Origin of the sequence: Actinoplanes sandaracinus (assembly GCF_030009775.1) — a bacterium.
GTDB lineage: Bacteria > Actinomycetota > Actinomycetes > Mycobacteriales > Micromonosporaceae > Actinoplanes > Actinoplanes sandaracinus.
This window is the reverse complement of record NZ_JASCTH010000004.1, coordinates 44486-57582: the sequence shown is the minus strand read 5'-3', so window position 1 is coordinate 57582 and position 13097 is coordinate 44486. Positions and strand designations below refer to the sequence as shown.

Below are 13097 nucleotides of genomic sequence, written 5' to 3'. Positions count from 1 at the left end.
GTAGTTAGAGCATGCCTTTCCGGCACCTCATTAGAACAGTCTCAAGCGGGTGGAGATCTGTGGAAACGACCCCGAACCCGGCGGTTTCCCAGCATGCCCCGGATCGGGCGGCGATATTCGGCACAGGGGGGCGGTGTTGCCCCGCCCACGCTACGCGCCGGTAACATTGCCCGGGACCGGCTTAGGGAAGGTTAAGGGCATGGCTGACTTCGACGTCTACCGTCTTCCGGAGGACCACGAGACGATCCGCGCCGCTGTGCGCGAGGTCTGTGACGCGCGGGTCGCCCCGCACGCCGCCGAGGCCGACGAGACGAGTGAGTTCCCCAAGGCGTCGTACGACGCCCTCCGCTCCTCCGACTTTCACGCCCCGCACATCCCGGTGGAGTACGGCGGCGCCGGCGCGGACGCCCTCGCCACCGCGATCGTGATCGAGGAGGTGGCCCGCGCCTGCGCGTCCTCCTCGCTGATCCCCGCGGTCAACAAGCTCGGCACCATGCCGCTGCTGATCGCCGCCTCCGAGGAGCTCAAGCACAAGTACCTTTCGAAGGTGGCGTCCGGCGAGGCGATGTTCTCCTACTGCCTGTCGGAGCCGGAGGCCGGCTCGGACGCCGCGTCGATGACCACGCGGGCCGTGCGCGATGGCGACCACTGGGTCCTCAACGGCGTCAAGCGCTGGATCACCAACGCCGGCGTCTCGGAGTACTACACGGTCTTCGCGGTCACCGACCCCGCCGCCCGCTCCCGTGGCATCTCCGCCTTCGTGGTGGAGAAGTCCGACGAGGGTGTCAGCTTCGGCGCGCCGGAGAAGAAGCTCGGCATCAAGGGTTCGCCGACCCGCGAGGTCTACTTCGACAACGTGCGCATCCCCGCCGACCGGATGATCGGCGACGAGGGCACCGGCTTCGCCACCGCCATGCAGACCCTCGACCACACCCGGGTCACCATCGCCGCGCAGGCCATCGGCATCGCCCAGGGCGCGCTCGACTTCGCCCTGGGGTACGCCAAGGAGCGCAAGCAGTTCGGCAAGTCGATCGCCGACTTCCAGGGCCTGCAGTTCATGCTCGCCGACATGGGCATGAAGCTGGAGGCGGCCCGTCAGCTGACCTATGCGGCGGCCGGCAAGAGCGAGCGCGGCGACGCCGACCTGACCTACTTCGGCGCGGCGGCGAAGTGCTTCGCCTCGGACGTCGCCATGGAGATCACCACGGACGCGGTCCAGATCCTCGGCGGTTACGGCTACACGCGCGACTACCCGGTCGAGCGCATGATGCGCGACGCCAAGATCACCCAGATCTACGAGGGCACCAACCAGGTGCAGCGGATCGTGATGGCAAGGCAGCTTCTAAAGGGCTAAAAGCGGCTGTTTCGCAGCTCAGAGGCACTGTGGCCGGGCGTATACGCCCGGCCACTTTCGTATCAGGTCGATTGCATTGCGTGTTGTTTGCGGTCATTCTCGGTTGACATGCCGGGGGCACTGCATCGATGGGAGTGGATGCGGCGCTGACGCCAGTCCGCACGGGACGGACTAAAGCTCCTGGCGGGCTGGGTGGGCGCGTCCGGCACGACGAAGCCAGCCTGCGGGCGATGCGGGCCCTCGCCGAGGCCACGACATCAGCTCGAGCCATGCGCGTACTCGAGATCTTCCGGCAGTACGACATCACGTTCTCCCTCGGCGACGGGCTCCCGTGCGTGCCACGATTGACGCCGTGGAATTGATCACCGCCACGACCAGCGTGGAGGAACGCGACCGGGCCGCCTCGGTAGCCGTGCTGCCCGTCGGAAGCTTCGAACAACACGGCGAGCACCTGCCCTTGATCACTGACACAGTCGTCGCTTGTACGATCGCCGCCGGCATCGCCGAGCGCTACCAGCTCATGCTGCTACCTCCGGTCACCATCGCCTGCTCGCAGGAACACGCTGCCTGGCCCGGCACCGTCAGTATCAGCGCTGTCACCCTGACCGCCGTCATCAGCGACATCGCGGCGTCACTGCAACGCTCGGGGGTCCGGCACCTTGCGATTGTCAATGGCCACGGCGGCAACTACGTACTCAGCAACATCGTCCAGGAAGCAAACGAGAGTGAACCCCGGATGACGCTGTTCCCGACTCGTACCGACTGGGACACCGCCCGCGCAGCCGCCGGGATGACCAGCGACGGCCACGACGACATGCACGCCGGCGAACTCGAAGTCTCCTTGCTGCTCCACGCAGCCCCGCACCTCGTCCACGAAGACTTCGCCAAAGGCGACCACGCCGCCCCCGACCGCCCCCACCTGCTGCTGCACGGCATGGCCGCCTATACCACGAGCGGTGTCATCGGCTTTCCCTCTCGTGCAACCGCCGCGAAAGGCGCCGCGCTCCTTGACAGCCTCGTCGGGGCCTTCAAGAACCACCTCACCGGGCTTCAGCCCAGCTGACCACCGCCGTAGCCCTGGGACAGGTTAGCCACCGTCCGGTTGCGGGCAGAAATCAGTCGACGTCGATGGTACGTTCCTCCGGCATCCGCTGCATCGTTGCTTGTGGATAGTCGAAACGCCTGCGTTCTGGAGGACGCTTTGGAACCTGTGCGGGCGTAACGCTCTGGCTCATTTCACGGGAGGAACGCAGGTCTGAGCGATTCAGGGTAAGACGCGGGCTGGTACACGCTGGTCTGGTGCTCGGCTTGGCCGGTGCCGCCGCTGGTGTGCTGGTCGCCCCGGCCTTTGGTGCGAGTACGGGCAACAAGGTGAACAACTGCTACGGCATCTGGTGGACCCGGGACTGGAACCAGGAATGCGGCGGCGGCGGAGCCTCACAGGAGGGCTACTACAAGACCACCGCTGACTGTACGGCGCCGCAGGCTCCCGACAAGAGCATGACCAAGTACCGATTCAAGGGCAATGCCGAGCCCTACGACGGTGCCGACTGCCGGTACGGCATCAACTTCGTTAACACCGTGTACTGGTAGATCTAATTTCATGAGTTAAGCGCAACAACGTGCCGGCCGGGCCTGTCCTCGAGACAGACCCGGCCGGTCCGGCAGGTCGGCGTTGGTACGGTTTCGCGAGAGGGGTGTCAGGTTGCTTTCGGCTCAGCAGCTCAGCCAGGGGTACGGGCGCACCATCGTGTTTCAGGATCTGGATGTCGAGTTCGGTCCCGGTGTGACAGCCCTACTCGGGCCGAACGGCGCTGGTAAGACGACGTTGCTGCGGACCTTGGCCACCGTGCAGCCGCCTCGCGAAGGGCAGGTGGTCATCGACGGACGGCAGGTGTCGTCGGAGGCCGAAGCACGAACGGCGCGCCGTCAGATCGGGTTCCTGCCGCAGCGGTTCGGTTTCGAGCCGGCGATGCGGGTGCGGGATTTCGTGCGATACGGGGCTTGGCTGCGTGGCTTGCCGCCGCGGGAGTGGGCCCATGCGTCAGCGGAAGCGCTGGCGCATGTGGGTCTCGCCGGCGAGACTGGTCAAAAGATGAAGAGCCTGTCGGGTGGGATGCGGCAGCGTGCCGGGATCGCCTGGGCCATCGTGGGCCGACCGCGGATCGTGCTGCTCGATGAGCCGACAGTGGGTCTCGACCCGCAACAGCGGCTGCGGTTCCGGGCGATCATCGCCGGGTTGCCGGATACCACGGTTCTGCTGAGTACTCATCTGATCGATGATGTGGATGCTGTCTGCGATCGGGTCGTGGTGATGAATCAGGGCGAGATCCGCTTCGCCGGCGCCACCAGCGAGCTGAAAGCGTTGGACGAGCCGTCGCTACCGGGCCACACGCCGCTGGAACGCGCCTACATGAGCTTGCTGCCCGCGGAGGACCGCGACCGATGACCGCGTTCCTCCTGCATCTGCGCTCCAGCGTCGCCCGTTGGGCACTGGTTCCCCTGACTGTTCTCGGGGTGGCCGTCGTGTTCGGCGGCACCCGTTTCTGGGTGGGTATCTGGCCCGAGACCGGCGCTGCCGCCCAGGTCAGTGCCTCTTTCCTGAGCATTTTCGCGGCCGGGGTGACGGCTTGGATCGCCGCCACCGTGGAGGTTCGTGGCATGCGTGAGCAGGCGGCCGCGGCCGCGCTGCGGCCGTTGACCGTTGAGCTCACCCGATTCGCCGCGGCCCTGACCTGGCTGCTGGCGCCGTACCTGCTCGTCTCGGCCGCCGCGTTCACGTACACCGCGGTCTCGATCTCCGCCCCCGGCATCAGATCGTTCGTCGCCTACATCATGCTCGGGGTGGTGTTGATGGTGTTCGCGACGGCGTGGGGCTGGCTCGCCGGCCGGCTGTTCCCGCCGCTGATCGCCGCGCTGTGCGCCGCCCTCAGCTGGTTCCTGCTCGCCTCGGTACTCGGCGACAGTACGGGGGCAGCACCGCTGTCCGGACCGCCGTGGCTGGAGGTTCCCTTCCCGGCTGTCGGATTGCGACTGGTCGCGGTGCTGGTGTTCGCGGTGGCGGTCTGCGGGATCGGCTGGCGGGCCGGGCGGCCGGGTCGGTTCGAACGCCAGATCGCGGGCGCGCTCGCGGCACTGCTCGGGGTGGCTGTCGTGCACGTGGCCACGACCGTGCCCGATCGGCGCACGCCGGTCGCGCAACCGCTCTGCGTTCAAGGAACAATCGAATACTGCCTCTGGCCCGAACACGCCAAATACCGATCCATGGTCGCGGAGGTGGATGCCCAAGTGGCTGCCCTCCCCGTCACGCTGCCCCTGCCCCGGCGGATCGTGGACTACCGCCTGTCCGGTTCCACTCGCTGGGTCGACGACATCGAAATGGACATTCCCGGCGACTTCGACCCCGAATTCGATATCTCAGAGGAAAGCCGGTGGGCGCTCGCCCGGGCCGTGGGGAGAGCGATCACCCAGAAGGTGTTCGACGGGTGCGACCCCGCGGTGGAGGATCCGCAGGAACGCTGGGAACAACTGTCCGCCTGGCTGGAGTGGCGCCTGGCCGGCGGCGGTACGCCGGACTACCGCACCAACGCCGCCGATGACACGCAAGCGGCCTGGGCGACCGGCCGCCGCATCGCCGCCGAACGCAGCGAACAAGATCAGAGCGTATGGGTGACGAATCTGATCGCGGAAAAGAAGGCAGACTACTGCCGTGCCGGATGAGCGCCAGCAGTATCTGCAAGTAGTCCGTACGTATCTGCTGGCTCGCCGGGCATGGTGGCTGCTGGCCGTGATGGTCACGATCGGGGGCATCGTCGGCGTCTGGGGATCTCTGGAGGCTCCCACCCCCACCGCAGCGGGCAGTGCTGGGGCGACCGTGCAGTTCTGGCGACTCCTCGCCGTTGGAGCAGGCTCACTTCCTGTGCTGACCCTGGCCAGCCCGCTGGCCAACCTCGAAGCCGCCGGTGCAGGACCGTTCCACCGGCTGCGGAGCATCGTGCTGGGACTGGCGTTCCTGCTCTCGAGCGCAAGCATCCTCACCGCCACGGCGATCGGCGTCGACGGCGCCGCGATGCTGCTGATCGCCCGAGCGCTACCCGCCTGGTTCGGCCTGGCACTGCTGTCCGGACGGATCCTCGGCTGGACGCACTCCTGGATCCTGCCATGGGCGACACTCTGCGTGATGATCTACTGGGGACACAGCGGCAACCCCGGCCAATACCACTGGTGGGAATTCACCGCACAACCCCTCCACCACTTGCCCAGCGCCCTACTCGCCGGATCGCTGTTCGCCGCAGGCCTCCTCGCCTACACCCTGTCGTCCTGGCGACTCCACCGCCTCAGACACACCTCGGACGATCGTCTCACTGAGTCCGATCCTTCTAAGACTGGTCCCCACTCCATCGTGTAGCGGCCAGCGCCCGCACGAACACTTCCGGGCGTCGGCCCACCCGGCATCACCTCCCACAGACCGCGAGAGGAACAGCCTGCCCGAAACGTGCTCAGAACCGAAGGATTACACGGCCAAGATCCAAAGAGGAGGCACTAGGTTGATCGCGAGGAATCGGGCTTGGTATTCGGTGTGCAGCGGTACTCCCTGCGGCCGGGTTGCGATGATCAAACCCATGCGGTGAACGTGCTCCGCAAGCTGTTCTACGTGCGGCGCCTCGACGAAATACGGGGTGTGAGTTTCCCAGTCGATCCGCCAATCGGGAAGGAACGCGCGAATGCGCCCCCCGGATAGGTGATGTTCGATGGCGAACTGGGGCGGCTCGACGGGCATCATGTGTTCCGCGCCCAACACGCCTCCGCCGGGCCGGCACAACCGATTTCCACGAGGTGGCTGAGCCCTTTGTCGGCCACCCGCTTGCGAAGACCGGGCAGGGTGCCCTTGATAGGGCCGGGCAGGGTGATCGGTCCGCCGTTGACGGCGGACTTGTCGGGCTCGATGGCGACGACGCGGATACCGTTACGAGCCGGTGGGAGCACGAATGTGCCGTCCGATGCGTCGACCACGCAGACGGTCTGCACGTCGCGTTCGCGGATGAGAGCCTGGAACAGTGGGAAGAACGTTCTGGTGTCCTCCCACAGGTTGCGGGTATGGGTCATGTTCAACTCAACCCCGGTGGTCTGGTAGATCACGTCGGGGGTGCCGAGGGCGAAACCGTCGTTGGCGCGGGGCTCGTAGAAGGACTGAGAGCGGCCGTTCCGGCAGCTCACAGGCGCGGTGGCCGAGCGCATGCGCCCGGCCACTCCCTTTCTACTGTTCTCGGTCGGCAGAAACTGAGATCGGAAAATCTCGTTCCGGGCCGGGACGGAGCGGAAACTCCGTCTTCCCGGACAGGGCCGCGACGCGGGTCGCCGGGCGAGGCGTCACGCCGATCGGCCGGTCACCGCGCGAGGGTGCGCAGCACGTCTTCCAGGGTCTGGCGCGTCTGCTCGGGCGCGTCCGCAGCGTTGCCGATCATGGAGATGGCGTGCCTGTACGGCTCCGACCGCTCGGGCCCGTCGAGGAAGTGGGCGCTCTCCAGGTTCTCGAGGTAGACGACGTCCGCCAGGTTGCTGCTGCGGAATCTGAGGATGGAGAAGGAGTCGTTCCTCAGAGCACACAGACCGGGCCGGGGCCGGAGCACCTGAATGCACACACCCGGGAACTGGGTGGCCTCGATCAGGAATTCGATCTGTTGTCGCATGATGGCGGTGTCGTCGACTCCGTCGGTGAGCGCGCTGAGATCCACGATCGCCCACAGCCTCGGCCCACCGGCCTCGAACACCATGTTCTGCCGTCGCATGCGCACCTCGACGAGACGGCGGACATGCTCGTCGTCCGAGTACCGAGTCCGGATGATCGACTCTGCGTAGGCTTGCGTCTGCAGCAGCCCGGGAACGAGCGAGCACTCGTAGGTCCGGATGTACTCGGCGGCCGATTCCAGGACGAGGTAGGAACAGAACCAGTCGGCGAACGAGTCGCTGTAGGAGTCCCACCAGTTCTTTCCGTTGAGGCGGCGGTTGAGCTCCAGCCACGCGGACCGTTCGTTGGGGTCGGCTACGCCATAGCGGTTGAGCAGCGCCTCGAAATCGTTGTCTTTGATGCGGGACCGGCCTCGCTCGATCCGGCTCATCTTGGACGCGGAACAGGAGATGTGCTTCTCGGCAGTGGGACGGTCGATGCCGGCCGCTTCCCTGAAGGCCTGCAGGCGGCGCCCGAGGATTTCGTGGACATGGTTCGGGCGGCCTTTGTCGCCCGGCGGGGACAGGATGGTTGGCCTCATTTGAGCTCTCCGTCAAACGGATGGGGAGACGATGAGAACAGGCCGTGCGGGCCCGTCTATTTGCGGCTGAACGGCCCTGGGGGAACGGTGCTTTCAGCTCAGCGGGCAGCCGGCGACCGGAAGTGGTCGGACGAGGAGCCAGGTGACCTGGGGTGGACGTCCACGAGAGGGGGACGCCGGAGCCTTTTCTTTTTCACGTATCGAATCGTGCCTCGTCAATCGAAAACGCGGCAAGTCGTGATGCGCTCACGGCGCCGAAAAATTGCATTCCGCCGAAAATTTGCCCTGTTTTCAGCGTACGATGACGCGCATTTGGGACAAACGTTCGGAGAAATGTACTCCGTTAGAGTGATATCGCTATCGTGACGGTCAGTGGCGTCGCCGGCGGCGGCCGGCCGGATCTGAGGACCGACCCGGCGCCGCGCCGGCGGTCAGGGCGTCACGGTTTCCGGGCCAATCCCGCCCAGTAGTAGGCGGCGTGCGGGTCGGCCGGGGACGGGCCGTCGGGATACCACGTCATGACCGGGACCACGCCGGGGTCGACGAGTTCCCAGTCGGCGAAGAAACGCCGCACGTCGGCGCGCTGGCGGGGGGCCAGGGTCATGCCGGACGCGGTAGCGGCCCGCACGACCGCTTCCATCGCGGCGGGGTCGAAGTCTTGGCCGGGGTGGGTGATCGCGAGATAGCTGCCCGAGGGCAGTTCGTCCATCAGGGTCCGGACCGCGGTCCACGGGTCGTCGCTGTCGCGGGCCAGCATGAGCACGGCGATCATCAGCAGGCCGACCGGCTGGTCGAGGTCCAGTACCGCCCGCAGTTGCGGGTTACGGAGGATCTTGTGTGGCTGGGTGAAGTCCGCGTCGATGTAGGCGGTCCGGCCGGCGGGATCACTGACCATCAGCGCCCGGGCGTGGGTCAGCACGAGCGGGTCGTTGTCGACGTAGACGACGCGGCTGTCCGCGGCGATGCCCTGGGCGATCTCGTGCACGTTCGGGCTGGTCGGGATGCCGGTGCCGATATCCAGGAACTGGCGGATGCCCGCCTGGCCGGCCAGGTAGCGCACCACCCGGTGCATGAAGTTGCGGTTCTCCCGCGCCATCGCCGGGATGCTCGGGATCGCCTGCGCGAACCGTTCGCCCAACTCCCGGTCGGCGGCGAAGTTGTCCTTGCCGCCGATCCACCAGTCGTACATGCGCGCCGAGTGCGGGACGCTGGTGTCCAGCTCCGGCGGTGCTTGCTCGCCTTCGTCGCCGACCTCGTTACCGCTCGACATGTGACGCCCCATTCATGCCCGTCTCGAACCGTCTGTCCGTGCACCCTACCGGTGTGAAAGGCCGTCGGGAGGGCTGGCCGGGCCGGAGCGCGGTGGCCGCGGTCGATCGATGCTATCTATCGATGCAAGTTTGCACTCCTGTCTTCCCTTCGGACCCCCTGGGATACATAGGATGTGAGAATGACCGCCAGTGATCAATGTGTCGCGTTCGGTCGACAGGCGGCTGCGCCCAGCGCGGGGCGACCGGTGCCAGAAGTCCCGATCCCACCGGAACGGAGGTAGCGGTGATGGAGCCGAACACGTGGGTGCCGGAGGGTGTGGACATCACCGTGCCGAACGCCTCGCGGGTGTACGACTACGCGCTGGGTGGAATGCACAACTTCACCGTCGACCGGGCGTTCTGGCATCAGGTCCAGGAGCTGTTCCCGGAAGCGCACCTGGTGGCCCGGGCGAATCGCGCCTACCTCGGGCGGGCGGTGCGGTGGCTGGTCGAGGAGCAGGGTGTCACCCAGTTCCTGGACATCGGCTCGGGGATCCCGACCCTGGGCAATGTGCACGAGGTGGCGCAGGAGGTGGACCCGCGGGCACGGGTGGTGTATGTCGACATCGACCCGATCGCGGTGGAGCAGAGCCGCAGCCTGTTGCGCGACAACCCGAACGCACACGCGATCCGTGGTGACCTGCGCGATCCGGACGCCATCGTGTGGCACGACCAGGTGATCTCCTTTCTCGACTTCTCTCGGCCGATCGCCGTGCTGATGGTGGCGGTTCTGCACTTCATCCCGGACGAGGCCGATCCTCGCTCGCTCATCTCCCGGATCGGAATGGCGCTGATGCCGGGTAGTTTCCTGGTGCTGTCGCACGCCGGCCCCGAGGTCACCGAGGAGGGTCTGCAACGGCAGGAGACCGCCCGCCAGCTGTACGAGAAGACGCCGACACCGGTGGTGATCCGCGACGGCCGGCAGTTGCTGGATCTGGTCGACGACTCGTTCGAGGTGTTGGAGCCGGGCGTCGTCGCCGCCGATCAGTGGCGGCCGGATCCGGAGGAGACCGCTGAGATCCCGCCGCAGCCGACCGCGCTGGTCGCGGTCGCCCGACGACGGTAGAGGCACGCTGCATTGCCGGGCTTACCAGCTTGTCACCCTGGGGAGTGGAACCTGGCGCGGCCGGTTTTCACGTTTGGTGGACAAATGGTGCCGGTCTATGACTGCACTTTTGCACACGGGGCTGTGACCTGGGAAAATACCCCTGTCGGATCTTGAAGGTATACCCGACGGAAAAGGCTCCTTCAAGAGTGGCAATGCCGGTTGTCCACGGTGCACAGTTTCGACGCCGGTCACATTGCGTGCGCGGCCGTCAACCGTGTGAAAGGACTCTCGCCATGACCCATCCGGTCCGGAGCGCTGACGAGTCATCACTGAACGCGCTGGCCCAGCGGTGGCTGCGCGAGGTCGCAGCGGTCGGCTATGTGCCCGGCCGGCGCGCGAAACCGCTCCAGGAGATCAAGGAGCTGCTCCTGGAGCTCGTGTCCGCGGTCACCGCCGAGCCGTTCGAGCTGGAGCCCGGCTGGCGGGTCGGGGCGAGGCTGGTCGAGTTACGCATGGCCGACCCGAAGGTGATCGGCGTGACCGTCCGGTTGCTCACCGCCCACCTGCCTCAGCTCTTCGACGGTGATCCCGATGTGGTCGGTGATCGGGTGCCGCGGGTTCTCGAACAGGTGAACAACGGGTTCGCGGCGGCGCTGCGCGACACCGCGATGGCGATCGGCGAAGACATCAACCGTGCGATGCGGGTGACCTGGCAAGCCGACAAGTCCGTGCTTCAACACCGGCTGCAGTACGCCCGTCTGCACGACCCGGTCACCGGCCTGCCGAACCGGGCCTACCTGCGCGAGGCGTTACGCCGGCTCACCGCCGGTGGTGGGCGCGGGCGGCTCGGAGTATGCCTGCTGCGCGTCGACGGTTTCGCTGACCTCAACGATGCCCTCGGTCACAGCCACGGTGACGGCCTGCTGGAGGCGATCGGCTCCCGTTTGCGCGATCTCGTCCGGTCCTGGCAGGACACGGCCCGTGATCAGAGCACCGGCCCGGAAGACGACGACCGTTACCTGTTGGCCCACCTCGGCGGCGAACAGTTCGTGCTGGTGGTGACCGGTACGGCCAACGCACACCAGATGGTGAAGGTGGCGAAACTGGCAAGGCTGGCGTTGCGCACGGTGGTGTTGCCGTCGGTGGACGGTTACGTGCCGCGCGTGAAGACCAGCGCCGGGATCGTGGAGGCGCAGGCCGGGTCGCGCACCGAGCCGGATGAGTGGCTGCGCGATGTGCATCGGGCGCTGGCGTGGGCTCGTGCGGATCCCGGCGGGGTGATGGTGTTCGAGCAGGCACGGGCACGGGCGGACATCGTCCGGCACCGGCTGGCCGCGGCGATGCCGGCCGCGCTGGAACGCGGTGAGTTCGAGCCGTATTTCCAGCCGATTCTGGCGCTGGCCGACCGGCGTGTCGTCGGCGTGGAGGCGCTGGCCCGGTGGCGGCACCCCCGGGCGGGTCTGCTGGTTCCTGCCGAGTTCATCATGCTGGCCGAGCAGACCGGTCTCATCCGTCAGTTGGGACACACGCTGCTGGAACAGGCCTGCCGCCACGGCGCCGCCTGGCGTTCCCATGGCCACGAGTTGCTGATCAACGTGAATCTGGCCGCCGCGCAACTGGCCGATCCCGGTCTCGTCGCCGTGGTCGCCGACGTGCTGTACCGGACGAAACTGCCGGCCGAGTGGCTGCAACTGGAGATCACCGAAACCGCCGCTGTCGACCAGTACCGTCAGGTGCTGCACGACCTGGTGGAACTCGGCGTCCGGCTGGCCCTCGACGATTACGGCACCGGTTACGCCAGCCTGAGGTCGCTGTCGCGGCTGCCGGTGACGACGGTCAAACTGGCGGCCGAGCTCGTGGCCGATCTGGAGGACGGCGACGACGCGGCCGCGGCCGCGATAGTGCGGCACACCATCGGCATGTGTCACGACCTCAACATCACCGTCATCGCCGAAGGCATCGAGACCGAGACGCAGTACCGGCGACTCAGCCGGCTGGGCTGCGACCTCGGCCAGGGATTCCTGTTCGCCAGGCCGACCTCGGCAAGCACCCTCCCGCTGCCCGAGGATCCGTTCCCCGTCTGAGACACAAGCGGCCGTAGGGGCCGGTGACCGCCGGCGGGTCATGGCTCGTCCGGTTCCGGCGTCAGGGACTCGGCAGCCAGTGCTGGCTGCGGGGCGCCGTAGTCGGCGTCGCCGGTCAGCTTGGCGAGGAAGACGCGGCGGACCTGGGTGAACGAGCGCCGTCGGCTGCCGGGCCGGGGCCGGCCGATCTCAGGGCCGGTGTTGGCGCATCGGCTGCGGTGCCGGTTGATCGCGGCCGGGCAGCCGAGCAGGATCAGCGCCAGCGCGGCGACGGCATCACGGGTGACGCCGTCGGCCGGCAGCAGCGACGTGTGGGTGTGCAGAGTGCTGCGGGCCTCGTCGACGCGGCCGCACGCGTCGAGCATCCGCAGCGTGTGCAGCAGGAGCACCGGCCCGAGCTCGGGCCGGCTGCTGTGGTGTGGCCGCCACTCGCGGAGCACGCTCTCGGCAGTGGCGTGGGCCTGCTGGCACGCGCCGTGGTCGTGCAGGGCGTCGGCCAGGGCGAGTGCGATGCGGGCGTGCTCGTCGTGCCGCCCCCGGCGCTGATAGTGCCCGGTCAGGCCGCGGTAAAGGCTGATCGCGGCGGGGGCGCACTCGTGATGGCCCAGGACCTGCGCGAGCAGTTCCGCGGCGGCCAGTGTCCGGGGATGGTTGCTGCCGTAGACGGCTGCCGCGGTGCGCCAGGCGTAGAGCCCCCAGTCCATCACGGCCAGGTCGGCGCCCTCACCGGCCACCGCCGTGGGGAGGTAGAGCAGGACGGCGTGCAGCAGCACCTCGTCGTCGGGTGCGGTATGTGGATCGAAGCGCTGAAGACAGCGGCGCAGAAGAGCGAACGCCTGCGTGTCGCGGTGCCCGCCGTCGCGCCACAGCCGCTCACACACCTGATGCAGCGCCGTCATGTCGCTGGCCGCGGGATGCCGGATCGGGCGGATCTCGGGCACGCCCATGAGGCGGAACGACTTCACCGACATGCCAGTGACTATAGCTCAACGACTAGCTGTATGGCGACTAGTGTCATCGCAGTTCGACCGG

At 67.2% G+C, this 13097-nt stretch carries 12 protein-coding genes; 8 read left to right on the top strand and 4 right to left on the bottom strand.

The genetic code is table 11. From position 1 onward, the window contains the following. The first annotated feature begins 199 nt into the window (after positions 1 to 199). The 6 genes from QLQ12_RS07030 to QLQ12_RS07005 all read left to right on the top strand — a co-directional run bounded on the left by QLQ12_RS07030 (position 200) and on the right by QLQ12_RS07005 (position 5762). Positions 200 to 1354 (top strand): acyl-CoA dehydrogenase family protein, encoded by a 1155-nt coding sequence (locus tag QLQ12_RS07030; protein ID WP_282757973.1) that lies wholly within the window; start codon positions 200 to 202, stop codon positions 1352 to 1354. 352 nt (positions 1355 to 1706) lie between these two features. Continuing rightward, positions 1707 to 2417, top strand: coding sequence for a creatininase family protein (locus QLQ12_RS07025; protein WP_282757972.1), 711 nt, complete (start codon positions 1707 to 1709; stop codon positions 2415 to 2417). Positions 2418 to 2653: 236 nt separating this feature from the next. Then, positions 2654 to 2947, top strand: coding sequence for a hypothetical protein (locus QLQ12_RS07020; RefSeq protein WP_282757970.1), 294 nt, complete (start codon positions 2654 to 2656; stop codon positions 2945 to 2947). A gap of 112 nt (positions 2948 to 3059) precedes the next feature. Further along, positions 3060 to 3803, top strand: a complete 744-nt coding sequence (locus QLQ12_RS07015) for an ATP-binding cassette domain-containing protein (protein ID WP_282757969.1) — start codon at positions 3060 to 3062, stop codon at positions 3801 to 3803. Next, positions 3800 to 5074, top strand: coding sequence for a hypothetical protein (locus QLQ12_RS07010; protein ID WP_282757968.1), 1275 nt, complete (start codon positions 3800 to 3802; stop codon positions 5072 to 5074). Before QLQ12_RS07015 ends, QLQ12_RS07010 begins: the two co-directional genes overlap by 4 nt. Continuing rightward, positions 5064 to 5762: a hypothetical protein gene (locus QLQ12_RS07005; RefSeq protein ID WP_282757967.1), complete on the top strand. Its 699-nt coding sequence runs from the start codon at positions 5064 to 5066 to the stop codon at positions 5760 to 5762. The genes QLQ12_RS07010 and QLQ12_RS07005 overlap by 11 nt, the downstream gene beginning before the upstream one ends. A 371-nt stretch (positions 5763 to 6133) precedes the next feature. On the opposite strand, the gene QLQ12_RS07000 is transcribed toward QLQ12_RS07005, so the two are convergent. From QLQ12_RS07000 to QLQ12_RS06990, 3 genes are all read right to left on the bottom strand, one after another. Next, complete coding sequence (locus QLQ12_RS07000; RefSeq protein ID WP_282757966.1) at positions 6134 to 6604, bottom strand: hypothetical protein; 471 nt, start codon at positions 6602 to 6604, stop codon at positions 6134 to 6136. A gap of 137 nt (positions 6605 to 6741) precedes the next feature. Further along, positions 6742 to 7623, bottom strand: a complete 882-nt coding sequence (locus tag QLQ12_RS06995) for a helix-turn-helix domain-containing protein (RefSeq protein WP_282757965.1) — start codon at positions 7621 to 7623, stop codon at positions 6742 to 6744. A 439-nt stretch (positions 7624 to 8062) separates the two neighbouring features. Then, on the bottom strand, positions 8063 to 8893 hold the full coding sequence (locus QLQ12_RS06990; RefSeq protein WP_282757964.1) for an SAM-dependent methyltransferase: 831 nt from the start codon (positions 8891 to 8893) through the stop codon (positions 8063 to 8065). Positions 8894 to 9180: 287 nt separating this feature from the next. Here QLQ12_RS06990 and QLQ12_RS06985 point away from each other — a divergent pair, with 287 nt between their 5' ends. Next, the gene (locus QLQ12_RS06985; protein ID WP_282758485.1) at positions 9181 to 9999 is read left to right on the top strand and encodes an SAM-dependent methyltransferase; all 819 of its coding nucleotides are present in this window, start codon (positions 9181 to 9183) and stop codon (positions 9997 to 9999) included. A 275-nt stretch (positions 10000 to 10274) separates the two neighbouring features. After that, complete coding sequence (locus QLQ12_RS06980; RefSeq protein ID WP_282757963.1) at positions 10275 to 12065, top strand: putative bifunctional diguanylate cyclase/phosphodiesterase; 1791 nt, start codon at positions 10275 to 10277, stop codon at positions 12063 to 12065. A gap of 38 nt (positions 12066 to 12103) precedes the next feature. Here QLQ12_RS06980 and QLQ12_RS06975 read toward each other — a convergent pair whose 3' ends face one another. Next, positions 12104 to 13036: a hypothetical protein gene (locus QLQ12_RS06975; RefSeq protein WP_282757961.1), complete on the bottom strand. Its 933-nt coding sequence runs from the start codon at positions 13034 to 13036 to the stop codon at positions 12104 to 12106. Between the last annotated feature and the right edge of the window lie 61 nt (positions 13037 to 13097).